The following is a 25,750-nucleotide window of genomic DNA, read 5'->3' on the forward strand; positions in this document are numbered from 1 at the left end:
ATAACGAGATCCGATACTGAGCTCCCCATATATCACACTTCAAAGATAGCTGCAGAGGAGGGTTATCACTTGAAGCACAACGAGACATCCTCATGCAAACACTAGGCAGTATCATGCGCCTACTATTAATAGATAGCAGCCCATCTGCTTGAGATTTAAAGGATATTTAAAATGTATAATTAGTAGCCAAGTATTTTTATGCTTCGGCTAAATTCTCTGGTGTTTTCACAAGTCTTGTTCCAAATTAATTCTGTTCAGCCCAAAAAATAATTCGCTCCTAGTAATTTCTATACTTTATTTAATTATACTTCTCTATCCCTCGCTGCTCTGCCAGCAACAAATTTACCATATCACTATAGCTATTCAAACCGTCTGTCTGATTATTCGCCTTTAAATATAAGTCATTTACAATTCTTGAAATACTTGAAATAACACCCTCATACTTATCCCGGTACTGCTCATTTTGTACTATGTCATGCTGCACCGCCTTGGACAGACTGGACATTATATCAGAAGCCTGATCTGAATCAACTTTCTTTAGCGCAGATATAGAATAATCAAACGCTAGAAAAAAACCACTGTAAAGTATCATTGGATCATCCTGCTGCTTACATGCCAGATAAGCTATAAAATTTGCCTCATCCTCATGCATAAAACCACTCTGATGTGCCAATTCATGTGCCATAGTAGCAGGCGCCAAGAAAACTGGCACATTAACATTGATATTGGATTCAAAAGTAAAAGGGACAAAAATACCATGTATCCCTGCACGCGACATTAGTTTTGACATCACCACTGGTTTTGGTGTTGAATATAAAGAATGCTCCAAAATAGGATATTTCTTTGATAACATTTGCATCGACAACACTGCGTGTTGTGCATAATAATCAAAATCATCTGTTACTTGAGCCAAAAGATCAGTATCCGCTAACTTTTCCCTTGCCAATTCCATTTCAACGGCAAGTGACTTACATAATTTCACCAATTCCTCCTTGCTGTAGTTCTCCTTTTGATATTCGGTATAAGACAAAAAAGAATATCTGTGATAGTTTATTCCACCCAAAACAGTATAACAAAAATATATCACGCTACAGATCGCAACTATTCCTAGAGTACCACGATAAACTACCATCCTACGTGCACCTTTACTCATGATGACCTTGCGCACATAATAAACTATATAAAATAGCAAAAGCAACACAACCAACACTACGAGCCATTCACTAACAGAAAATTTGACCCAAGAAGGTACAAATCCTACTATTTTTGACAACATCGGATATACAGACCTACTGTATTTTTCCGCCCAATCCTGATGGTTCTGCGCGTATTTTGTCAGTATATAAGCCATAACTCCAAGTGAGATCAACGGCAATCTCTTAAGTAAAAGCTTTTTCATAATGTACTCCTCCTATCCAATCATTATAGGATGTACGCAATGTAACATAGTAATATCATTTCTTTATTTCAACATACTTTTCCTCATAAAAATCATGTTTATTAGAAAAAACATATTGATTCATAAAATCTATAGGAAGTACTTCATAAGCCCAGTAGTTACCATTAGGTCTATTACTTGAAATGGCTTGTCGGGCAATTTCAGCAGCCACTGTACCCGTTAACTCTGAACTCGTTTCCATTTGTAAATTCAATCTGCACCTAACATTCTTTCCATTTTTCACTCCTGTAGCATCAATTACAAAAGCTATCCATTCCTCTTTAGGTTTCTCCTCCAAAGAAATGTCTAGTTTTTTCATTGCTTCTTCAACCGAAGATTCAAACTGCATTTGATAAAATTGCATTGCCAAACGAAAAATATAATCATTTGCTGCTATATTGTACCAGTGAAGTTCTTGTACCGAACTAACTTCTAGAATATCAATTATCTCTTGACTTAAATACGGTTTCTTATAGACAGGGACATCGACTTCAGGTACAAATTCTTTCTGCATCATATTTATATTTTCTGTTTTAACACAATTATCACTCCAATAAGAGTCTGTTTTTCCAATTACACTATACCCACTCATTAATATATCTGAGATAGAAGTTTTTGTATAATATTCCGCACCACCAATATAACAATTTACATATTCGGTTTCATCTAGTAAATGATTTGTCACTCGTTTTAATAGCAGACCTGTAATTCCAGGACAAAAACCAGCTCCTATATAATTTACACCGTTAGCTTTAAGCTCTAGCTTTTGCTCCTGACTCAATAATAAAGCATTGGAAGCATCAATATATTTTGCTCCTACTTTCATAGCTGCCTGAGCAAGCAAAGAACCCGCTCACTGAGCGGGTTCTTTAAATGGAGGCGAGGGGAGTCGAACCCCTGTCCGAAGATAACGACAACACAAGCTTCTACGGGTGTAGTCACTGTTTTGATGTCACCCTCAAAGGCTTGCCGCATTTTGCACGCTACTCACGGGTCTAGCATTTCGAGGGACGCCCGATCTCTATAAAAGATACTATGAAAGGCATTTATACTGATTCAGATCATACAGCTTGCAAAGCGGTTCCCGATCATCAATGTATCATTCGATAATCCGTATCCTCAGCCTATTGTATAATCAATCCTCCATACAGGGTAGGTCCTATTACTGATCTCGTTCCCCTTCCTTATCATAGGTAGGTTCACTAGCGAACGAAATAGGGATGCAGGGTTCTTTGAAGCGATGGAACTCTCAAAAAAAACAGAAGCATTGGGGACAGATCCCTTATGCTTGCGGTTTCTTTCATATTAATGACATCTTTAGCTATCTTATATTAATTGTGGCCTTGTCCTTATCTTTTGCCAGTTTTAGAATCAAACTGTCATCCGATTTAGCTACTGTGTCAGGAACTTCCATTACAACAAATCCAGTTTTTGAAGATAGTGGCTTAATACTTTCTTTACTAAGGTCTTGATCTATCATCGTGATCGTGTATTTATACTCATATTTGTCCTTAAATATCGCCTTCATCTCGACTCCGCCAATCATTGACGTAAAGTTGTCTGCTTCCGTTCCTTCATTGGTAACCGTATAATTTAAAATTAGAAATTTATTGCCCTCGTCAGCACTAGAAGAAAAGTATTCATCACTGACTTTTTGATTGAATTCAAAGGAGTCCAGCACAACTTCCCAATTGCCCAAATTGAACTTGTCCCCTACTTTGTAAACAACCTCTTTCGGCTCTTCAGGCTCCTTCGTCGTTTCTGCTGCAACAGCGTCACCTGTTTTCTCATTATTTACGTTCTCTGCAGAGCCTTGATCCTTTACAGAAGTATTAGCATTCTGCGTTCCTGTTGATGTAGACGCAGCACCTCCACCTCCACATGCAGTAACTATTAATAACATTGCCAAAAGTAAAATTCCTAAACTAGTCTTTCTCAAAACCCTCTCCCCTTTTCTACATATTACCATATAATTTTCTACATATTACCACATACTTTTCTACATATTACCACATATTACGAGTTTTTAGTTCCTAAGTTTCATTTTATTCAATATTCTGCCTTTCTCTAGTCCCGAATTTTGTTACTCACTACATTAACGTAATTTTGCTACTTAAAAAGAGTTACTTTGACGCTATCGTATAGGGGAGTATGCCATGCGGTTCTTCCTTCAGTATCATCTTATTGAAGTATTCATTTTCTTTTGTATATCTCACAAGCTTCTTTCCCTCAAAATAAATACGCTATGAGTGTTCTTCTAGAACTTATTCAAATTCTCCAAAGTGAGGATTTATCTCCATACTGATCCCCCTCCCTAAATGTACTTAAAATAATCCCATCAATTTAAATACATGGTAAACCACAAATTCACTTGAAGAAGTAGTTAAATTCATTAAGCAGCATTCCGTAACTTTTAACTAATGAGAATACAAAAAAGCGACCAGTTACGGTCGCTTTTTCTTATGCTGCATATGGAGGCGAACCGTGGCTGTTCAAATCCACAATTCGTCGCAGCGTGTTGCTAAGATGGCTTTAGAAATTACCGAGTCGACTCCTATTACAACCATCCTAGGGACTTGGACTCTTATCTTTTCACGTTCATCAAATACTGTTCTAAATAGATATAGTGTTCAATTGATGAACGTAACTGATATAGCAAAATGCTTTGAAAGTTTCTCGCTTCCGTTTGGATCTCTTTCTCCAACATAGCAATATCAAGCTCAAATCGAATATCATATTTGTCGTAATATGACTCTTCACTCATTTCTCTGTTCCAGACTTTAAACATGCTTTTGATTTTGTTTTTCACATAATGATTTCCGTTATTTGTCCAATCTTCTAAAATGCGTAACATCATTTCCTTGCTTAATAAGTCCATATCCTGTTTTAGGAATTTAGTTGAGTGAAACAACCATAACCGAACATATTCTAAATGAACTCCTTTGTTTAAGCGTCTATACATGAAATAAAGGCCTTGGTCATGTATTTCCATAACATTTTTGCGGATTTCCTCTATTTGGTACTGCATCGATTTGTAATCAAGCAGAATATCTTTCTTATCAAAATAATCAAAACCGATATGGTCCCACCGTATTTTCGCTATATTCCCGTCATAATCTAAACGAAACATCTTCGTTCCCGTCATTTTTTCTAGATACTTATTCGTCAAATCGCGTGTTTGAATATGCCTATAAAGCAGGTCAATATTCTTCCTTTGAGCAATTCGAATTTCGTCTAATTCTTTCAAGATGTTGGAATGTAAAACCATCGTCTTTTGAATATTGTCGGTTGTTTTATTTTCTCTTTGTTTTTTACGTACAGTACTTATAATAAACCCCGTTGGTGTTATTAGTGTAACCAGTGTTGCAACAATGGTTTGGACAGTGGTTAGTTCTTCAAAAAACTTTTTTATTTCAAGCTTAAAAAACTGTGAATGGAGTTCTTTCAAGTCAAATGACAGAGAACGGACAGCGCTGAAATCAATATTGTCTTTATTAAAATAAAGTAATAATATAAGCCAAGTGCAGATATTTTCGAAATCAAAGGAGAACATCCGGGTAGTCAAAGATTTCAAATAAGCTATCCAGCTTAAAGGACCTTCCTCATTGTAATCCTCGAATTTTTTATGATAGTGACCGACACCTAAGCCAACCCTAACGATGTTCAAACGCAATGAATGAAATAGTTTATCAAAGAAATAACTCCAATGAGCAAAATGAGTTATCCATTTCAAAGTTTTCGATGATACTAAAAACCTTCCAACAATCTGATGGAATATCAAATTATTTAAAGCAATGATAGCAATTTCCCAACATAGCTTAACACTAAATAGAATTAATCGTATTGACCAATATAGTAATAATATTTTTATCAACCAGAAATTCGAGATATCCGCCACATACTCAAAGTAAACCAATGCATAATGAAGTAATTCCTCCAATGCTTTTTCACTCCTACATGTACATTCGAACTAGGGTAAAGTGTCTCTATTATATTATTTCATAGTCGAGAACTTCTAGAAGCGTTGTGAAAAAGTCTCTCTCATATTTCGGCCTAAAACCCAGATTGCGCCTAATTTTTTCAATTGTATCGTTTCATAGCTCGTCAAGTAAACCTTCATAACGATCAATAGCGGTCACTGAATTAATGAATCGGAACCCTTGAACTTCTTCCAATAGCATCCTAATAGCTCCTAAGACCATGCTTAGTTAACTCAATTATAACATAACAAAACTCGACCGAATAAACATCCAAATCGAGTCGTTAAAGTAAGAGCGTATCGAACTCTTGGCGATATTGCCTGTTATGGTTTTCACAGATAAGGGTGAAGATAACTGAACCGTGGCTGTGCAAAACCACAAATCGCCGAAGTGTGATGCTGAGACTGCTTGGAGTTGTAGCTTAATCTAATTCTCATCTTCTAATTCAGATTCAATTTCATTTTGAATTTGAACGTAATGGTCAACACGGCTCCAGCATTCCAAGAATAAATCCTCAATATCATCAACATCTAAATTAAAATCGCACCCTTCCGTCTGAAAGCTAAGACTGCCTGTACGCAAATCGTACTCCGTATCAAAAATAAGATCTCCAGAATTATGAAAACCAGAGATCTGAAGTGATAATGCCAAACTAATTTTAGCAGCAGTGGGATCTTCATCCGCGAAAAGGATTGCTGAAACGCTTACCTTGTTATCATTCTCTCGTTCAAAATACACTTCGGTTTCCCATTCATATTCCCATAAAAATTCAATAATCTCATCCAATAGGCTTTCGATCTCTCGCTTTATCCGACTAATCCTTACACAAAAGGCTTCAGTATCAACTTCTTTCAAACCTTCATAATCGTAAAATGGATACTGCCTTCCATCATTTTCAAAAACACGATAAGGTGCGAAAATAAGGTCATCGTCCGGATGAATAATTATCTTGATTGGCATCAGTACATGTTCGATACCTTCAGGTAAATCTCTAGCCTCAAATAATTTTGACATGTTTTCAATTAGTTCAATTGACTTGCGAGATAAAGTTTGTCCGAGTTTAATCCCATGCTTATACCTCTTCCTTGTTACAACTTTCTGCTCTACATCAAAGAGATCAGCAATCACACCATCAGTTATTACTTCGTCTATAAACATTTCTTGCAAATCATCTGGAGGAAGAGTCTCGATGTCCAATACTTCACCGTTTGCCTTCCTCATTACATAGGATCTGAAAACAGGCGTTTCACGCTCCATATAGTATTTGAATCGGTCAAACACTGATTTATCCATCTATAATATTCCTCCTACAATTATTCTAAGTCTGATATACTCCCTTATAAGTTTTCGATCACATTAATACTCTTCCACTCGAACAGCACTACTACTAATAAGGGCTAACTCTAACTTTTCACGTTCCTTGGTTGATAGGGTAATTTTCTTACGATCATTTTGACCTGGATAGCCTAGGATACAATCAAATTGTTGTTTTGCTTGTTCATTCTGAAATATATATATACAATTATATCCAATAAGAAATGGAAAAGAATCCGATAATGCTATTGAAAGCCGATCCCAATAATACGATGCAGGACTAAATCCCCTTGCCGGTTTTACTGCAATTGATGGAATAAGCCAATCTCTACCCACTTTTTTGGCTGTCCGTAATTTTCCACGGCGAATCCACTGGCGAACCGTTATTTCCGTCACATTATTAATTGAAGCAAACTGTTCGACATTAACATAATCACATTTTACACTTAGAAGAGTAAATCCCTCTATGAAAGTCATAGATTCCATGCCGTTCTCATCTATATCAAACTCTTCACAGAAATAAAGTTTAAGGTCTATTCCATCATTTGTCCTCTCATAATCATAAAACCACCAATCATCAGTTAATTGTGGCAAACTACAATTATCAAGTGCAAATTGGAATCTTTCACACAAGTCAATCAATGTGTTTCTGTGGGGCTCTGGATAAGCTTCTTCAGGATCGAGTACATTTAGCTCCATATAATTTTTAAAAGCTAATTGAACTTGTGCTTTATTGAAACAATGCGTCTCCTTGAATAAGGCTAAATGTTCCATCACAATATTATCCTCCTAAATTGTATTGTTTCGATACGATTATTGTATCGAAACAATACAATTTAATCAAGATAACATTTCCTTATATTTCTGGATTTAAGAGTAGCCACTTAGAGATTGCATATAGCTATTAAGCAAAAGAACTCAACACTCACAGTAGCTGGAAAACCGCCGAACTGATAGATTTCAGTAGCTGCACAGATCAACTACCACTACTTCGCACCGTTAAGCAACCATTTGAGCAGCACAACTTATTTAGCTGCTTAAAATAGTAGGGATTTTGAATAGAAGGCATTGGAAAACAACTCAATCACATATTCTCTTCATCAAATAGGAATTTGTCCCCAACGTCACGATCTAATTCCCAGCCCTCTCAGTCGTAGTGCAGCACCATGTTGCGCAGACCCGTTCGATATTTACAAAGTAACGTAAAAACCAAAAGTACCGTCAAAAGCGTTACCAAAACGCAACTGACGGTACTTCTACTTTGTGAAAATATTTAAACTGTTCCGATCGGAGCCAAGGTGAACCCCTGTCCAGCATTAAAAATTGTGGTTTTATATAGACAAGGGTTCGATTTTCCGAACCGTGGCTGTGCAAAACCACAATTCGCCGCAATATGATGTTAAGAATGTTCGGTGAGTCAATCTTTTGAAATCAATCACCAAACCAGCAGCATGAATGAAGTCAAATCCAAGTATACCGTCAATCTCCATGTCATAATTTATTTCCCCAATCTCAACTTCAAAACCTTCCAGTGAAGCTTCGCCCATCCTCACTTTTATTGTGATTAGATAATGGCGTATACCACAATATATAATCACAATAAAACTTCGAACGATTTACTATGCAATATTACCTTGTTAAATTTTGATACTTAATAAAGCAGACACAACGTCATCAATTAAAAATCCATCAGGAAAGTCCTTGATTAATTCAACAATGTTATCATTCATTGAATATTTTTTACTTTTTGCATATTTAATTATGCCTTCCTCATCAGTAGCTACCGCCACAGTAAAAAAGTCTTGCCCTCGTTCTTCAAATTTAATAACTGGTAGACTATTGTTAATAGAAATATTTAGTTGGACTTCACTCTTATTATATACTTGAAATCTTGCGTTACCATGACTGAAAAATAAATCCCCTTTCTGTAACTTTTGTTTTGAATACTCTCTCAACTCTAAAAATGTTCTCAAAATATCATCCCCTGTTGGAATTATTTGATCCTAAGAGCAATTGACAGACAATGTTTATTTCGACAATTTTGTTATATTTCCTTCATTTTCCTATTGAGGGATTACGATATCAAAAAAGGTACCGTCAAAGCGTCACAATGTCGCGACTGACGGTACCGATGTAATGTTAGAGCCAAATTATGTCTAGAACCCCTGTCCGAAGATAACGACAATACAAGCTTCTACGGATGTATTGACAGATTTGACTTTACCCTAGGAACTCCCTGTCACCGATTTCCCTTCAGGTCAGCCTTCTTCAGCTAGCCCCAAGCGGAGACTGTACAGCGTATCCCATTAAAGTTGAATCCTCATCCCGGTACAGGTTATTAAGCTGCGAAAGCGCAGTTTGTTTTGTTGTTTGCCGTTTAACTTTAACGTTGATGAAGTGGACGACTCCCTGCTACCCGATGGCTTTTACACTTTGAACAAATTCTAAAAATGTAGGAGGTATCAGACCTACCTTAATCGCCGGTACACTGAGATTTGTACAAAGAACTAAACCTCTTGGAAGGCTGACCATGGTTTGGTGTTACGTAAGGCGGGGGGTCGAATCCCTGTCCAAAGACAACGACACATAAGCTTCTACTACGGCTGTACTGACAGCTTTGATGTGCCCTAGGAACTCCACTAAATCGCGGCAAAATAAGCTTCATAAATACTTTTGATAAAACCTCCAGATGCAAAGGTGTACAGTCCACACCTACTAGCCTTTGTAATAAGTGATAACCATCCATCAGTTGATTCTATAGAGATGTAAGGAGTTTCATCCGGCAACCAAATGGAAAGCTCTAAATCCCAATTCTTCTCGGGATTGGTTTGCACCCGCAAAGATACTTCCTCTCTTTCATCATCACTTTCCGAAATCAAACAATATCCGTCGGTAACATAGTGTACATAGTTGTCAGTCGCCTTCAAGAAGTACCAAACAACATCCAAAAATTCCCTACACTGAACTAATGGCGGAGGATGTGTATCTTCATGCTCTATCTGATTTCTAATGTCTATTAATTTATTCAGTAAAAATGGACGTATTAGCCCGAAATACTCTAATTGCTGTAATGGCTTTTTCGGTACATCCGATAATGGAATTAAGTTGAACTTGTACGCATTCTGTAGTGTACTTAGCCTACTATTAATTGCTCTCTTTAAAGCAAATATAGCGTCCGCTCTTTGAAAATAGTTGGCTTGTCTGCTTAGTATTCGTTCCGCATGATTCCAAATCTCATAAGGTCTCTTATACAAAGTTGGTTCATTACAATAGGAGCCATCAACTTCGGACCGCCATTGAAATACTTTCGGGGATAACCACATATGTTCATCCTCCACTCTTTCAACTCTCTATAGTATATTCTTAGTTTCTTCTGATATTCCTAATGCCTATTTAGAGTGCTCCTTCTTGATTAAGTTCTATAGTTAAATAAAGTAAAAAAAGCGACCTTAATCGGTCGCTTTTTTCTGTATGTATGGAGGCGAGGGGAGTCGAACCCCTGTCCGAAGATAACGACAACACAAGCTTCTACGGGTGTAGTGACAGATTTGATGTCACCTGAAAGTCATTGCAAGCAATGACTAGCATCGTAAGCGATACTCGAACTCCCTGTCACCGGATTCCCTTCAGGTCAGCCTGATTATCTTCTTCAGCACACCCCAGGCGGAGATGTGACAGCGTATCCCACTAAAGTTGGGCCCTTATCTCGGCACATGGGCGATGCAGAGTAAGAGCACGCTCACAGGTTATTAAGCTGCGAAAGCGTAGTTGTTTTGTTGTTTGCCGTTTAATAGGCTTTAGCGTTGATGAAGTGGACGCGTCCCCACTACCCGCTACTCATGCCCGAACTATCCCCGTCGAATCCAAAAACGCCCCCTTAATGTGAGAAACAGCAACCTTCCTTTGTGGAAGTGAACTGTCTACTCAAAAGGGCTTCCGGATTAGATCAAAGACGATCAGCCATAGCAGATCGATCTATTCCGCATCCTTTCCCTCCAAGAAAGAATGACGAAGCTTTACGCTTGTTTTCAATGATCTTAACGATCTCTTACATCACTTAGTATATCACATTTTGCTGCAAAGTGATATACATTTCACAGGGAGAACAGCTAAAAGCTGCCATCCGCTGTGTGTATTATTACACCATATGTTCATGACTTAATCATGATGCCACATTCATATTGTTCTTACTAATTGCTGCTAAACATGCACTTTGCTTAGTGATGAGCCATCTTCGGCATATATCCGAGAAGTCCGCATTGCTCTACTAACTATGCCATCCTAGCTTATCTCGCGATCTTCTGCTTCTCACGCAGAGCACGCTGGATATCACGTTGAGCGTCCCGCTTCGCGGCTGTATCCCGCTTGTCGTACTGCTTCTTACCTTTACCCAAGCCGAGCAGCAGTTTCGCATATCCATTGCGGACGTACACCTTCAGTGGCACAATGGAATATCCGTCCTGCTTGGACTGGCCCAGCAGCTTGCGGATCTGCTCCTTATGCATAAGAAGCTTCCGCGTCCGGGTTGGATCCGTTGGATTACTCCGGTTGCCCTGTTCAAACGGGCTGATGTGCATGTTATGGATATGGATCTCGCCATTCCGGATCGTAGCAAAAGCATCCCCGATGTTCGCGCGACCATTACGTATAGATTTAATTTCCGTGCCGGTCAGCACCATGCCAGCTTCATACGTATCCTCGATGAAGTAATCATGGGAAGCTTTTTTGTTCTGGGCCAGAACCTTCCCGTCACTTTTCTTACCCATGGTATCACTCCTTATCATCATCATATCACTTACAAAATAAACAAAAGGACTTCCGGCAGACCGCCTAAAAAAGCAATCGTACCAGAAGTCCATTGTACCAACAGAACCCGTCAAAAGCAAGAAAAGACAGGGGTTCCTGACGATTACACGCATAGGATTTCACGGTTCAAAACGACCCTGAACGTCTCCCAACATGCGGTGTTGTATTGCATGACAGCGGTCGACCTTCTACAAACTCTTGCAGTACGACCGATATGATGTTCACAGCCAGATCTCGTATTAAAGCGAGTTCTACACCGCCGCAATCCTCAACTGCTTCTTACTTTTTCTTCTTCCGTACAAAAGCAGCTGTACCGTTTCCTTTGCTCTTCCGTTTGCGTCGACCGCCGCCTCCATTGGCGTCACCAGCACCTGGTCCAGGCGTTGGCCCTTCCCCGATAAAAATACCGCTGCCGGACGTTTTTTTGCGCCGGCTCTTACCGCCATTATCACCGTTAGCGCCCTTACTACCATACCCACCTCTAGCGTTACGGTCAAAACCGGTAGAGCTGGCGCCCTGCGAGCTATAGCCGCCTTTGCCGCTGCCAAAGCCGAAGCTCTGCTGCTGCTCACCTGTAACTCCGCTTGGCTCACCAATACTAATACCGGCGCCGCCCTTCTGCCCGCCGTCACGGCTGCGCTTACCGCGTTTGCCTCCATTGCCACCACTCTCAGTACCCGGAGCGACCGCATCACCGCCACGCTTGCCGCGTCTACCGCTATAGCCACCACTATCGCCGCCTGCAGCCGCTGTATCAGCACCACGTTTGGCACGTCTACCACCTTTGCCACCATTCTCGCTACCACCAGCAGCCGCATCACCACCGCGCTTACCGCCACGGCCCGGTTTAGCTCCGCCACGCGTGCCACCATCACGGCCGCCAAATCCTCGGCCGGCCTGTCCACCGCGTCCGCCTTCTTTGCGCGGCTTCATATCCACCATCTCAAAATCGATGGTGTGCTCATCCATGTTCACGTTCGCCACGCGAACCTTCACTTCATCCCCGATACGGAATATCTTCGAAGTCCGTTCGCCGATGAGCACCATATGCTGGTCATCGAAATGGTAATAGTCGTCCGTCAATCCACCGAGTCGGATCAAACCTTCTACCGTGTTCTCCAGTTCAATAAACATACCGAAGCTCGTTATACTGCTGATCATGCCTTCGAATTCTTCGCCGACCTTATCCAGCATGTACTCGGCTTTCTTCAGTGCTTCCGTATCCCGTTCTGCATCAACTGCTACACGCTCTCGTTCAGACGATTGCTGCGCAACGTCCGGCATCCGTTCCGCCAAATACTCTTGACGCTTCTCGGACAGCATGTTCCCGTTCTCGACCACTTCTCGGATAACCCGGTGAATGACAAGGTCCGGATAACGACGAATCGGCGACGTAAAGTGGGAATAATACTCTGCCGCAAGCCCAAAATGCCCGGTACTCTCCGCATCATACTTCGCCTGCTTCATCGAACGAAGCATCATCGTGCTGAGCACCGTCTGCTCTTTCGTGCCTTGGATCGCCTCAAGCAGATTTTGCAGCGCCCGTGGATGAATCGAGTTGCCCCGCCCCTTCACATGATGCCCAAAATTCGCAGCAAACGCCATAAAGTTCTGCAGCTTCTCCTGATCCGGATCCTCGTGAATCCGGTAAATGAACGGAACCTTCAACCAGTGGAAATGCTCTGCTACGGTTTCGTTGGCCGCCAGCATGAATTCCTCGATAATCTGCTCGGCGATGGAACGCTCTCTTTTGACGATATCTACCGCTTTACCGTTCTCGTCCACGATGACTTTGGATTCCACAAAATCAAAGTCTACCGCGCCGCGTTGCATCCGGCGATTTCTCAGCTTTAACGCAAGCTCGCGCATCAACCTGAAGTCGTCCACCAGATCGCTGTAGCGTTCGATCAGCTCCGGGTCCTCATCGATCAGAATTTTGCGGACATTGTTATACGTCATCCGCTCTTTCGTCTTGATCACACTTGTGAAGACGTCGTGGTTCACAACCTTCATCTGCTCGTTGAACTCCATCTCGCAGGACAGCGTCAGACGGTCCACCTGCGGATTTAAACTGCAAATACCGTTGGACAAGCGGTGCGGCAGCATCGGAATAACCCGGTCTACAAGATACACACTGCAGCCCCGATTATACGCTTCAATATCCAAAGGCGAACCCTCGCGCACATAGTAACCCACATCAGCGATATGTACGCCCAGCTTATAGTTTCCGTTAGGCAGTCGTTCCACATTGACCGCATCATCAAGATCCTTGGCATCCTCACCGTCAATAGTCACGATGTTCAGTCCGCGCAGATCCCGGCGTCCCTGCTGTACAATCTCTTCATCCGTAATCGAGTCGGGCGCGTCATCAGCCTCCGCCAGCACTTCCTCCGGAAAACCTTCCGGCAGCTGATGCTTCCGGATAATTGACAGGATATCTATGCCCGGGTCGTCCTTATGGCCGAGTATCTCCACAACTTCACCCTCGGCAGCTGCCCGACCTTCCGGATAACTTACCAGCTTCACAACAACCTTCACGCCATCCACCGCGCCGTTTATCGCGTGCTTAGGTATAAAAATATCCCGATTAATCCGTTTATCATCCGGCAGCACAAATCCATATGCCTCATGGTTCTGGAACACGCCTACCACCTGGGTAACTGCGCGTGTTACAATGCGCACCACTTCCCCTTCCAGCTTACCGCCGGCCGGGCTCTTCGAACTGACGCGTACAAGCACAATATCGCCGTTCATTGCGCTTTTCAGGTCATTCGCATGAATGTACACATCGGGATGCTCACGATCATCCGGAATAAGAAATGCAAAACCCTTGGAATGAACCTGAAGGCGTCCCCGCTGCAAATCCAACCGCTCCGGCACAGCGTAGCGCTGATTACTGGTTAGAAGGATTTTCCCGGACTGCTCCAGCTCATTCAACAGCTTCAGAAACTCGCGGAATTCATGTGCGTCACTTATTCCAAAATGCTTCTCCAATTCCTGATACGTCATCGGTTTATAGTCGGTTTCCCGCAAAAATTCCAATATTATTTCTTCTGTTATCATCATTATCACCTCGAGGGAACGTGCGCTCCTGTTCGTCTTGTACCGCAAATGTATCCATTGTTTACCTTCATAATACTCATACCCTAGTATACACGAATTTAATCCCGGGTATCCTTATCACCATGTCGCAGCACAGAGGCAACGATAAGTCGAAGCCAAAAAATGTATGTAGACAAATATAAAAAACCTCCGCTCTTCCATAACTGAAAAAGCGAAGGTTATGCTGTGTACTATTTCAAAATAGCGACAACGATTGCTAGAATAAAGAATGCCGCTGCGACGCCTACGGTCACGCGCTGCAGTACGAGTTCCATACCGCGGGCTTTAGTCTTACCGAAAAGATGTTCCGCACCGCCGGAGATGGCACCGGAAAGACCTGCGCTTTTCCCTTTCTGCAGAAGAACAATTGCAATCAACGCGATCGAGAAAATAACAAGCAGCACCTCAAAAAACATTACCAATACTTCCACCTCCTAAACGTGTAAACATCCGAATTTATTACAATTAATATACTCAAAGATTCACATAGAAAAACAGCATTCTTATTGTAGCATAGGTGCACAGAGATTGACAAGGTAGACATGGCGATCCTAAGAAGTAACCGACATATATTTTTTGTCTTCCAAACAAAGCATCAAAGGCCTGCCTCTCTTCAAGATGAAGAATGGCAGACCACTGATATTCCCTGTATCACTTCACACGAAACGATCCGGTGCTGATTGCCACTAGTTCCCCATTACAGTCCGTGATCCGGGATTCCGTTGTAACAGACCGCCGCGTGCTGTGGACGATGTTCGCCTTCACCGTCATCCGCCCTTCCCTCGCAGGTTTCAAAAAATGAACATTCAAATTGCTGGTCACGGTAGATTCACCGGGGCGATCCAGCATAACCGTAATCCCCATCGCATTATCCATTAGGGAAGAGAGAACGCCACCGTGGACGATCCCCATCATATTCATATGATGCGGCTGTGCATCCAGTGTAACGACTACCCCTTCCCTACTAGCAGACTCCATTTTACAACCGAGGTATCCCCAAAATGTTGGTTCGGCAGCCTTAGTCATAGCCTGAATATATGCCTCACGTTCCTCTTCGCTCGGTTGAGGTTTCATGTTCGGTTCGGTATTGGCATGTTTCATAAAAGAAAGCACCTCCTCTCTTCATCATCTGCGCTCTTGCGTTCCACTGGGACACTGGATCAATGATCATCCACCTCCCTTATCAAGCACGAGTCACAGCATCTTGCCAAGCGAGCGGCTTGGTCCCACAGCACAAGCCACCCCGCAGGATAAGCCCGGATAATGCACATCCTCGGCACGTTGTAGTAGTAACACGCCTATTCCTCTAAGATTACCCTGTCGGTCTGCCTTCGTCTTCCTCTTCCAGCAGCTTGCGGCGCAGTACTTTACCAATCATTGTCTTGGGCAGCGAATCACGGAACACGTATTGCCTAGGCACCTTATAAGCGGCAAGCTGACTGCGGCAAAATTTCTCCAGATCCGCCGGATCCGGCTTTGCTCCGTCTTTCAATACAATATAAGCTTTAACGGTCTCACCGCGGTATTCGTCCCGTGTTCCAACTACGACGGCCTCTTTGACAGACGGATGCTCATACAGCACTTCTTCAATTTCACGCGGATATATATTGTAACCGCTTGCGATAATCATATCCTTCTTCCGGTCAATAATTTTGAAATACCCTTCCTCATCCATTGTTGCCATATCGCCTGTAAACAACCAGCCGTTCCGAAGTGTATCAAACGTTTCCTCCGGCCGGTTCCAATACCCCTTCATCACCTGTGGCCCTTTCACGATCAACTCGCCAGGCTCTCCAAGCGGTACCTCTTCGCCGGTATCCGGGTTCACGACCATGGCCTCCGTATCCGGCATCGGCAACCCGATGCTACCAAGCTTGCGTCTTTCCCAGATCGGATTCACATGCGTAACAGGTGATGACTCGGTAAGTCCGTAACCTTCAATTAAACGGCCCTTTGTCATTTCTTCAAATTTATCCTGCACTTCTGCCGGTAACCCAGCCGAACCGCTAACACATGCATTTAGAGAAGACAGGTCGTACTCAAGAATGCGCGGATGATTAATGAGTGCAATGTACATGGTAGGGGCACCTGGGAAAAGCGTCGGTTTCCTTTTCCGGATCAAATCCAAAATCATCGTCACCTCAAATTTTGGCACCAGCAGCAGCTCACTCCCCCGGTAAATCGCCTGGTTCAGCAGCACGGTCAGACCGAACACATGGAAGCAGGGCAGTGCCGCCAGATAGCGTTCTTTGCCCTCTTCCACTCTGTAGCACCAATTCGCGCTTTGCAATGTGTTAGCAATGAGATTGTAATGCGTGAGCATAACCCCTTTGGGTACACCTGTCGTCCCTCCCGTGTACTGAAGCAGCGCCAGATCCTTCTCTGCGTCAATCTTTTCGCATAACGGAAAGTCCGGCGACTCAGCGATAAGCTTTTTAAAAGGATGCACCGTCTCACCGTACGTAACAACCGGTAAAGGACCGGCTTTTTTGGCCTTGATCGGATACAGCATATTTTTCGGAAAAGGAAGATAGTCCGGTATAGAAGTCACAATCATATGTTTCAATTCCGTCTCTGCAATGACCTTCTCCACCCTGGACACAAACATATCCATCGTAATCATCACTTTTGCGCCTGAATCCTTCATTTGATGCGCGATCTCCCGCTCCATATAGAGAGGGTTCGTCATCACCACAATCGCGCCGGCGAGTAGCGCCCCGTAATAGGAGATAACGACCTGGGGACAATTGGGCAGCATAATCGCCACCCGGTCCCCCTTTGCCACTCCCTTGCCCCGAAGTGCGTGTGCCATGCGATATGAAGACTCCAGTAATGTTTTATAACTGATACTTTTACCCATAAAATACAACGCCGGCCGATCCGGAAATTTCTGTGCAGACGTTACGAGAAATAACGCCAAGTTCTGTTTCGGATAATCAAACGTGGGGGCTACTTCAGCCGGGTAAAAAGGCAGCCAAGGCTTTGCATGCATACAAAACCATCCCTTTCCTGAGGAATGCTGTAAAGCTTCCTTCACTCCTACTCCAAGTAGAAACGACTCCGTCGTCCTTATCCAAGGGACGATCGCGTTTTAGCGAGAATTATAAGCCAGCTATAATTGCAATTTTTTCTTTCGGCCAATTTACACCGTGTACCGTTCGTTCTTTACCACACGTGCCGCGATGCTCCGTTTGAGAGACACCGTATCCACTGGGTTCGTACGCGTTAGCTTCTTCAACACCGACATCTGCATACGCAGCATATCACCAGACTCGACTGAAGCGAGTGTTTCCTTGGCAAGTGCTTCTATGCGCTGGAACGCCTCGTACGCAAACACTTGTGTCATTTCAATCATATTGGCTGTTTTCTCTTCCGAAGTGCGGGCAATCTGTTTACGCGTACGCAGTAGTGCACTTTCAAGAGCATAGATGTCAATCATCATGTCGGCCAGATTCGCAAGCGCCTCTTGTTCCTTTTCCAGCTTCGTTCCAAACTTCTGGACGGCAAGACCGCCGGCGAGAAGGAAAATCTTTTTGCTCATATCAAGGTAGTGCGCTTCCTGTTCCAGCGTTCCTTCAAACGTCTGTCCCGGTACAAGCTGCAGCAGTTCTCCCTGAAGGCTTTGGGCTTTTTGCAGAAGAGCGATTTGACCCTTCATTGCTTTCTTAACAAGCGTACCAGGGATGAGCAGACGATTGATTTCATTCGTTCCTTCAAAAATACGGTTAATACGGGAGTCGCGGTAAATCCGCTCAATCTTATACTCTTGTATATACCCATAACCGCCATGGATTTGAACCCCTTCGTCGGCGATAAAATCGAGTCCTTCGGAGGCATATACCTTGTTGATCGAACACTCAATCGCATACTCGGATACAGCCGCTGCCGCCTGGGCACCCGCATCATTGCTGCTGTAATCGATGTCCTGCATCGCTTCATCCAACAGTCCTGCTGTGCGGTATACCATACTCTCCATCACAAAAGAGGTAATGTTCATTTCGGCGAGCTTTTTGCGCATGAGCGGGAAATTGGAAATCGGCGTCTCGAATTGCTTGCGCGTATTTGCGTACTTGGCACTCAATTCAATGGACTCTTTCGCCGCTCCCAACGTTCCGGCCGCCAGCTTGTAACGTCCGATATTCAATATATTGAACGCGATCCGATGACCTTTGCCGATCTCACCCAGCAGGTTCTCCTTTGGCACTTTCACATCCTCGAAGAAGAGCGGACGGGTCGAGGAACCCTTGATACCCATCTTCTTCTCTTCCGGTCCGAGCGTGAAGCCTTCCATTTCCTTTTCTACAATGAACGCGGTAAAATGCTCTCCGTCGATTTTGGCATATACAATAAAGATATCCGCAAACCCGGCGTTCGTGATATACAATTTCGATCCGTTCAAAATATAATACTCACCGTCGTCAGTCAGACGCGCCGTCGTCTTCGCGCTCATAGCATCCGAACCGGAGGTCGGTTCTGTCAGGCAGTAAGCTGCGATTTTGACGCCGGTTGCAAGGTCCGGCAAATACTTCTGCTTCTGCTCTGTCGTGCCGAAGAGCACGATCGGCAGCGTGCCGATGCCGACATGGGCGCCGAAGGACAGAGCGAATGAGGAGCCTTTGGCTAGAGACTCGTTAATGATCGTAGAACTCACCTTGTCGAGTCCAACGCCGCCAAACTCTTCGGGAACGTCCGCGCCGAGCAGTCCAAGCTCTCCGGCTTTGCGAAGCAGCTCAACCGTTAGCTCGTAGTCTAGCTTCTCAATATGTTCGTCCTGCGGCACCACTTCACCTTCGATAAAACCACGAACGGTTTCACCAATCATGCGATGCTCTTCAGTAAAATCCTCCGGTGTAAGGATCCGGTCCAGATCCGGGTTATCAATGACAAATCCGCCGCCTACGATTTTCGGTTGTTTTGTTTGGTTCTCGCTCATGCTTTATTTCCCCTTTCACCATTTTGGATTAAGACTGTTTACGCGCTGTGAACTTCGAACACACCAGCTGCTCCCATTCCTCCGCCGATGCACATGCTCACGACACCGTATCCGCCGCCGCGGCGAGTCAGCTCAGATACAAGGCTTGTCGTCAGTTTGGCGCCGGTGCAACCGAGCGGATGGCCAAGAGCGATAGCCCCTCCATTGACGTTGACCTTGCTCTCATCGATTCCAAGTGCGCGAATGATGTGCAAGCACTGGGAAGAGAAAGCTTCATTGATCTCGAACAGGTCCACCTGATCGAGATTAATGCCTGCCATTTTGAGCGCCTTCGGAATGGCCTCAACCGGACCGACCCCCATAATTTCGGGTTCTACTCCAGCCAGGGCAAAAGAACGAAATGTTGCCAGCGGCTTTAAGCCAAGCTCCTCCGCTTTTTCGCGGCTCATCACCGCTACCGCTGCAGCCCCGTCACTCGTCTGGGATGCGTTGCCCGCTGTAACGGTTCCCCCAAGCGCGAAGGCTGGCTTCAACCGGGCAAGACCATCCGGAGAAGTGTCCGGTCGAACCCCCTCATCCGTATCGAACATAAACTCTTTACTCCGGATTTTGCCCTCTTCGTCCGCCGTCGTCAGCTTCACGCTCACAGGTACGATCTCATCCCGGAACTTCCCCTCCCGGATGGCTGCTTCCGCCTTACGGTGACTGCTGACGGCAAAAGCATCCTGATCCTCACGGTTGATGCCGAATCGGCGCGCTACCGCCTCTGCGGTGTGACCCATGCCCATATAAACCTCTGGCATATCTTCTACGAGCCCCGGATGCGGAGCCGGTTTAAAACCAGTCATCGGCACATGGCTCATGCTTTCCACACCGCCCGCCACAATCACCTCGGCATGGCCGAGCATAATGCGTTCAGCAGCAAAAGCAATTGCCTGAAGTCCGGAGGAGCAGAAACGGTTGACCGTCAGTGCCGGAACGGTCACCGGATAGCCCGCATACAGCGAAATAATCCGGGCGACGTTCAGCCCCTGCTCTCCCTCCGGCATGGCACAGCCTAGAATGACATCCTCCACGTCCTCTTTTTTCAGTCCCGGTGCACGTTCAATAACAGCTTCCAGTACGGCCTTTCCCAAATCCTCAACCCGAGTCTGGGCAAGGCTTCCTTTCTTCGCCCTGCCGACTGCTGTACGCGCAAGGGATACGATGACTGCTTCTCTCATACCATTCACCTCATTCACCTTATAATGGTTTATTAGTTGCGAAGCGGCTTACCTTTAGCGAGCATGTGCTGCATGCGCTGCTGTGTCTTCACTTCTCCGAGCAGACTCAAGAATGCTTCCCGCTCCAGATCGAGGAGATGCTGCTCGGTTACTACTGTTCCGGCCGGCACATCGCCGCCGCTCAAAATATGCGCCAGCTTCTTCGCGATCAGATGATCATGCTCGCTAATATATCCGCTCTGCTTCAGTCCGAGCGCACCCATCTGCAAGACTGCATGGCCATCGCGGCCAACGACACGGGCACGACCCGGCTGCGGCGGCACATAACCGGCCCGATCCATGGCGAGAACGGCATGCTTCGCTTCATAAATGCGGTGATCTGGGTTCATGACCACCGTATCGGTCGGCCTTCCATAACCCATGCGGATCGCATCATGTCCACTCGTAGACGTCTTCGCCATCGCAATCGTCTCGAAAATTTTGTTTATCGCGGGCTGGAGGTCAGACTCGGGATCCGGATGACTGTCACTTATGCGCAGCGCCATCTCCTTACAGCCGCCGCCGGCTGGAATCAATCCGACGCCGGTCTCAACGAGTCCAAAATACGTTTCGGACGAGAACACAACGCGGTCCGCTGGCAGGCACGCTTCCACTCCGCCACCCAGTGTCATCCGGTGCGGAGCAGCTGCTACGGGCTTTTCCAGACCTTTCAACTTCATCATGCTGCCCTGGAACAGACGGATGATGTCATCAACCTCATCCCAATCACCGCTCTGGGCTTCCATCAGCATGAGCATCAGATTCGCCCCGACGCAGAAATGCCGTCCTTCATTAGCGATAACCAGTCCACGGTAATTGGCTCGAACCTCATCCACACTCTGCTGGATCATGACGAGAATATCAGCCCCGATGGCGTTGTTAGGCGAGGTGAACTCGAGGCAGGCTACGCCGTCACCGATATCGATCAGATTCGCACCGGTATTGGAGCGGATAATCCGGTTCTGCGACTTCAGCGCCTGCAGTGAGGTCATCTCCGGCTTCTCCTCGATTCCCTTGTACTCCCCTTTGAAGTAGTGGAACAACCCTCCGTCCTTTTGTTGATAGAACGATTCATTACCAGCAGCAATCCAGTCCTTCACCCAGGAAGGCACCGTAAGCCCTTCCGCTTCCATACGCTGTACCGACTTGGACAAGCCGATCAAATCCCAAGTCTCAAACGGCCCAAGCTCCCAGTTAAATCCCCATTTCATCGCATTGTCGATATCCTCGATCGAATCTGCGATCTCACCAAGCTTCTCAGCTGAATACACCAGCACTTGCTTCATTACATTCCAGGCCAGCTCCGAATAGCGGTCCGGCGTACCGAGAAATGCCTTGATTTTCTTTCTGGAACCCTTGGTAGCCTTGGCTGCTTCTAGAGATGCGGAGCTAATCTTCGCGCCCGGGTTGTACTCCATCGTGGAAAGGTTTAGTGAAAGGATCTTGCTGCCCTGCTCACCCTTCACTTTTTTGTAAAAGCCCTGACCGCCCTTCTCACCTGTCCAACCGCGGGTCACAAGCTCATTCATGACCTCAGGCACAGTGAATACATCCTTCTCCGCGCTGTCCGGCACGCTGTCATACACATTCCGCGCCACATGCACGAAGGTGTCGATGCCTACCAGATCTAGTGTGCGGAAGGTTGCACTCTTCGGACGTCCAAGCACCGGACCGGTCGCTGCATCTACTTCCTCTACCGTATATCCGTTCTCGATCATCTCCTTCAAAGTAACCAGCAAGCCGTAAGTGCCGATCCGGTTGGAGATAAAGTTCGGTGTATCTTTCGCCAGTACCACACCCTTGCCAAGACGCTTCTCACAGAACTCAGCCATAAACGCCGTAATCTCGGGATCCGTATCAAAACCCGGGATAATCTCCAGCAGTTTCATATGACGAGGCGGGTTGAAAAAATGCGTACCGAGAAAATGACGACGGAATTCCTCACTGCAATCCTCAGCCATTTCGTTCACGGAAATGCCGGAGGTGTTGGTGCTGACAATCGCGCCTTCCTTACGTACACCTTCAATAAGAGATAAAATACTCTTCTTGATCTCCAGCCGTTCGGTCACCACCTCAATGATCCAGTCGACCCCTTTCAGCAGGTTCAAATGATCCTCCGTATTGCCTGGTGTAATCCGCTTGGCAAAATCCGGCGAGTACAGCGGCGCTGTACTCGCCTTCGGCAGTCCCGCCACCGCTTTAGCCGCCAATCGGTTTCGAACCTTCGGATGTTCCAGCGTCAGCCCGGCTTTTTCCTCTTCAGGGGTTAAAGATTTCGGGACCATATCGAGCAACAGACACGGAATTCCTGCATTCACAAGATGGGCAGCGATGCCTGACCCCATGACACCAGAACCGATAACGGCTGCTTTTGATATAGTTCTGCTCGTGGCACCGGAACCACCTATGACTTCTTTGGTGATGATATTACTCATTGCATAACGACCTCCCGTTCATGGATTTTAGATGGACCGAATACGGATAACTCCAATATTTCCGCGATATCGCGTGTTTTCACGCTTTCTTCCACTTCTTTTTCCTTCGTTCCGTCTTCCAACATGGTGAGACAGTACGGACAGGCTGAACTGATCATCGTTGGAGACACGGCCAGCGCCTGTTCGGTACGAGCCAGGTTAACCCGCTTACCTTCGTCCTCCTCCATCCACATTCGGCCGCCTCCGGCGCCGCAGCACATCCCGTTCTCACGAGTACGCTCCATCTCCGTCAGCTTGACACCCGGTATGGCCCGCAGCACGTCACGCGGCTGCTCATAGACGTCGTTATAACGTCCGAGATAACAGGAGTCGTGATACGTAATCGTTTCCGGCACCTCGTACGTCGGCGAAAGCCGGCCTTCTTTCACGAGCCTATCCAGCAGCTCGGTATGGTGCAGCACTTCGGCCTCCAGCCCGAACTCCGGATATTCATTTTTCAATGTGTTGAAGGTGTGCGGACATGCCGTGACGATTTTGTTGACGTTGTATTTCTGGAACGTCTCGATATTCTCATTGCACAGCTGCTGGAACAGAAACTCATTGCCCATGCGTCGCGGGGTATCACCCGAGTTCTTCTCCTCGTTACCGAGAATAGCGAAATTCACGCCGGCTTCATTCATCAGGCGCACGAAGGCGCGGGTGATTTTGCGGCTGCGGTTGTCATAGGAGCCCATGGAACCGACAAAGAACAAATATTCGAACCCTGGGTTCTCCTTCGCCGTCGGAATTTTTAGGCCAAGGCTGCCGTCCGGATCGACTTCCGTCACCCATTTATTGCGGTCGCTGCGGCTGATACCCCACGGATTTCCTTGGCGCTCGATGTTCATCATCGCCCGCTGGCCTTCCTGCGGCACGCTGCCCTGCATAAGCACCAGATGACGGCGCAGGTCGATGATTTTGTCCACATGCTCGTTCGCAACCGGACACTGATCCTCACAATTGCGACATGTCGTGCAGGCCCAGATTTCCTCTTCCGTCATAACCCCGCCGAGCAGTTCTACATCCTGAGCGTTAACACCCTCCACCTGATGCCACGCCCGCTTCTGGGCCGCCATCGTCGGCCCGATGTCCGTAATCCCTTCACCTCTCCACTCTGCAAGAATCTCTTCCCCAACTTCCATCCGATGAATGCCCGGTGAACCGAACACCGCCGCCGGTATCCATGGTGACTTGGAGGTGAGGGCGGCTCCCTTTTCCGTCAGGTGATCCCTCAGCTTCACAATCATATGCATTGGTGAGAGCAGCTTGCCGGTATTGGAGGCAGGACATACATTCGTGCAGCGGCCGCACTCCACACAAGCGTAGAAATCAAGCATTTGCTTCTGGGTGAAATCCTCGATTTTGCCGACGCCGAATTCCTCGGCTTCCTCATCTTCCAGATCCAACTTGCTTAAACGTCCTACCGGTTCTGTTCTGCGCACTAATATGTTGATCGGCGCCGTAATGAGATGGAAGTGCTTCGACTGCGGCACATAGAGCAGGAACGAGAGCAAAATAATGAGATGTATCCACCAGAACGCGAAGTAGGCAACCGTTGCACCGATATGCGGCACCCAGGTGAACAGTGAGGAGATTGCCGACGAGATCGGTGCGAAACCAGACGCCGGCAGCTCTTCCTTCACTCTTTCGAAAGCCATCGTCAATAGTACAGAAGCCATCAGCGAAGTAATGAAAAAAACGACAATGCTCGGCTTCCAGCCCCGTTTCAGCCGCTTCAGCTTTTCGCCGTACCGCCGGTAGGCAGCATAACCAATCGCGAAAAGAATGAGTGCTACCGTAATCTCCTGCATCAGAATGAACGCGTCATGTCCAGGAATCGGCAGGTTGTACCCCGTCAGCCCTTTCCAGATGATGTCGATTGCACCGAACTGTAAAACTATGAACCCGTAAAAAACGATAAAATGCATAATCCCGCTCTTGCGATCTTTAAACAGCTTGCTCTGACCAAACACCTGAATGAAAAATTGACCCAGGCGCTCCTTCATATCTTTTTTGAGATTGGCTGGCTGTCCCAGACGGATGTACAAATACCGGCGATATACGACAGAGGCGAACATATAAACCGCCCAACCTGTTATACCGACAAAGAGCAGCGCGTTGATTATTTGCCAGATCATCCTCATCAGCCCCTTGTGTTTAAAATCCTCTAATTGCTGTCCTCTGCTTCATAAAGCCTCATCACTGCCTCGTGGAATGCAACTTGAAATGTCAACAGAACTTGTGACAAAAGCGGGACAAGATATGAAGCGCTTTCATATATAGGACGAAAAATAACGGTCATTCGGCCGACCGAATCAGGGTCCCTCCTCTCTTCTATTTAGGGTGCTACGGTCAGGCTGTGAACATTTTCATCGATCCTGTAAACACAGCATTGACAATGTTTCTGACGTATTTTATGATGGGAACAAGAAATGAATGAG

Annotated in this window: 17 protein-coding genes and 1 other RNA gene; all 18 read right to left on the reverse strand. The window is 45.7% G+C overall.

Annotated elements, in window-relative coordinates:
* Positions 1–298: 298 nt before the first annotated feature.
* Positions 299–1,369: a DUF3810 domain-containing protein gene (locus AC2TF5_RS26605; protein WP_491303012.1), complete on the reverse strand. Its 1,071-nt coding sequence runs from the start codon at positions 1,367–1,369 to the stop codon at positions 299–301.
* Between the two features lie 85 nt (positions 1,370–1,454).
* On the reverse strand, positions 1,455–2,282 hold the full coding sequence (locus AC2TF5_RS26610; RefSeq protein ID WP_491300079.1) for a saccharopine dehydrogenase NADP-binding domain-containing protein: 828 nt from the start codon (positions 2,280–2,282) through the stop codon (positions 1,455–1,457).
* 477 nt (positions 2,283–2,759) lie between these two features.
* Positions 2,760–3,377, reverse strand: coding sequence for a DUF4352 domain-containing protein (locus AC2TF5_RS26615; RefSeq protein WP_491300080.1), 618 nt, complete (start codon positions 3,375–3,377; stop codon positions 2,760–2,762).
* Between the two features lie 645 nt (positions 3,378–4,022).
* Positions 4,023–5,378, reverse strand: coding sequence for a hypothetical protein (locus AC2TF5_RS26620; RefSeq protein WP_491300081.1), 1,356 nt, complete (start codon positions 5,376–5,378; stop codon positions 4,023–4,025).
* Positions 5,379–5,844: 466 nt separating this feature from the next.
* Positions 5,845–6,711 (reverse strand): hypothetical protein, encoded by an 867-nt coding sequence (locus AC2TF5_RS26625; protein ID WP_491300082.1) that lies wholly within the window; start codon positions 6,709–6,711, stop codon positions 5,845–5,847.
* Between the two features lie 63 nt (positions 6,712–6,774).
* Positions 6,775–7,509: a helix-turn-helix domain-containing protein gene (locus AC2TF5_RS26630; protein ID WP_491300083.1), complete on the reverse strand. Its 735-nt coding sequence runs from the start codon at positions 7,507–7,509 to the stop codon at positions 6,775–6,777.
* An 860-nt stretch (positions 7,510–8,369) separates the two neighbouring features.
* Positions 8,370–8,705, reverse strand: coding sequence for a hypothetical protein (locus tag AC2TF5_RS26635; RefSeq protein ID WP_491300084.1), 336 nt, complete (start codon positions 8,703–8,705; stop codon positions 8,370–8,372).
* A 666-nt stretch (positions 8,706–9,371) separates the two neighbouring features.
* Complete coding sequence (locus AC2TF5_RS26640; RefSeq protein WP_491300085.1) at positions 9,372–10,055, reverse strand: hypothetical protein; 684 nt, start codon at positions 10,053–10,055, stop codon at positions 9,372–9,374.
* A 150-nt stretch (positions 10,056–10,205) separates the two neighbouring features.
* Positions 10,206–10,609: a transfer-messenger RNA gene (ssrA, locus tag AC2TF5_RS26645) on the reverse strand.
* Between the two features lie 409 nt (positions 10,610–11,018).
* Positions 11,019–11,498 carry an SsrA-binding protein SmpB gene (gene smpB, locus AC2TF5_RS26650; protein WP_208916403.1) on the reverse strand — a complete coding sequence of 160 codons (480 nt, stop codon included), beginning with the start codon at positions 11,496–11,498 and terminating at the stop codon, positions 11,019–11,021.
* Positions 11,499–11,817: 319 nt separating this feature from the next.
* Entirely contained in the window at positions 11,818–14,601 is a 2,784-nt protein-coding gene (gene rnr, locus AC2TF5_RS26655) for a ribonuclease R (protein WP_491303013.1), read from the reverse strand.
* Between the two features lie 230 nt (positions 14,602–14,831).
* The gene (secG, locus tag AC2TF5_RS26660; RefSeq protein WP_491300086.1) at positions 14,832–15,062 is read right to left on the reverse strand and encodes a preprotein translocase subunit SecG; all 231 of its coding nucleotides are present in this window, start codon (positions 15,060–15,062) and stop codon (positions 14,832–14,834) included.
* Positions 15,063–15,291: 229 nt separating this feature from the next.
* Positions 15,292–15,741: a PaaI family thioesterase gene (locus AC2TF5_RS26665; protein ID WP_491300087.1), complete on the reverse strand. Its 450-nt coding sequence runs from the start codon at positions 15,739–15,741 to the stop codon at positions 15,292–15,294.
* 211 nt (positions 15,742–15,952) lie between these two features.
* Positions 15,953–17,632: a long-chain-fatty-acid--CoA ligase gene (locus AC2TF5_RS26670; protein ID WP_491300088.1), complete on the reverse strand. Its 1,680-nt coding sequence runs from the start codon at positions 17,630–17,632 to the stop codon at positions 15,953–15,955.
* A gap of 150 nt (positions 17,633–17,782) precedes the next feature.
* Positions 17,783–19,573: an acyl-CoA dehydrogenase FadE gene (locus AC2TF5_RS26675; protein WP_491300089.1), complete on the reverse strand. Its 1,791-nt coding sequence runs from the start codon at positions 19,571–19,573 to the stop codon at positions 17,783–17,785.
* 38 nt (positions 19,574–19,611) lie between these two features.
* On the reverse strand, positions 19,612–20,796 hold the full coding sequence (locus AC2TF5_RS26680) for an acetyl-CoA C-acyltransferase (protein ID WP_491300090.1): 1,185 nt from the start codon (positions 20,794–20,796) through the stop codon (positions 19,612–19,614).
* A 32-nt stretch (positions 20,797–20,828) separates the two neighbouring features.
* A complete protein-coding gene (locus AC2TF5_RS26685; RefSeq protein ID WP_491300091.1) occupies positions 20,829–23,270 on the reverse strand; it encodes a 3-hydroxyacyl-CoA dehydrogenase/enoyl-CoA hydratase family protein in 2,442 nt (813 codons plus the stop codon).
* A complete protein-coding gene (locus tag AC2TF5_RS26690) occupies positions 23,267–25,447 on the reverse strand; it encodes a (Fe-S)-binding protein (RefSeq protein ID WP_491300092.1) in 2,181 nt (726 codons plus the stop codon). The genes AC2TF5_RS26685 and AC2TF5_RS26690 overlap by 4 nt, the downstream gene beginning before the upstream one ends.
* Positions 25,448–25,750 lie beyond the last annotated feature (303 nt).

It is taken from the genome of Paenibacillus sp. JNUCC 34 (assembly GCF_058269055.1).

Bases quoted from the DNA above. Each gene is read 5' to 3' on its own strand.
- AC2TF5_RS26625 (WP_491300082.1), bottom strand. From the start codon at position 6,711: ATGGATAAATCAGTGTTTGACCGATTCAAATACTATATGGAGCGTGAA.
- AC2TF5_RS26640 (WP_491300085.1), bottom strand. From the start codon at position 10,055: ATGTGGTTATCCCCGAAAGTATTTCAATGGCGGTCCGAAGTTGATGGC.
- smpB (WP_208916403.1), bottom strand. From the start codon at position 11,498: ATGGGTAAGAAAAGTGACGGGAAGGTTCTGGCCCAGAACAAAAAAGCT.
- rnr (WP_491303013.1), bottom strand. From the start codon at position 14,601: ATGATAACAGAAGAAATAATATTGGAATTTTTGCGGGAAACCGACTAT.
- AC2TF5_RS26665 (WP_491300087.1), bottom strand. From the start codon at position 15,741: ATGAAACATGCCAATACCGAACCGAACATGAAACCTCAACCGAGCGAA.
- AC2TF5_RS26670 (WP_491300088.1), bottom strand. From the start codon at position 17,632: ATGCATGCAAAGCCTTGGCTGCCTTTTTACCCGGCTGAAGTAGCCCCC.
- AC2TF5_RS26675 (WP_491300089.1), bottom strand. From the start codon at position 19,573: ATGAGCGAGAACCAAACAAAACAACCGAAAATCGTAGGCGGCGGATTT.
- AC2TF5_RS26680 (WP_491300090.1), bottom strand. From the start codon at position 20,796: ATGAGAGAAGCAGTCATCGTATCCCTTGCGCGTACAGCAGTCGGCAGG.
- AC2TF5_RS26685 (WP_491300091.1), bottom strand. From the start codon at position 23,270: ATGAGTAATATCATCACCAAAGAAGTCATAGGTGGTTCCGGTGCCACG.
- AC2TF5_RS26690 (WP_491300092.1), bottom strand. From the start codon at position 25,447: ATGATCTGGCAAATAATCAACGCGCTGCTCTTTGTCGGTATAACAGGT.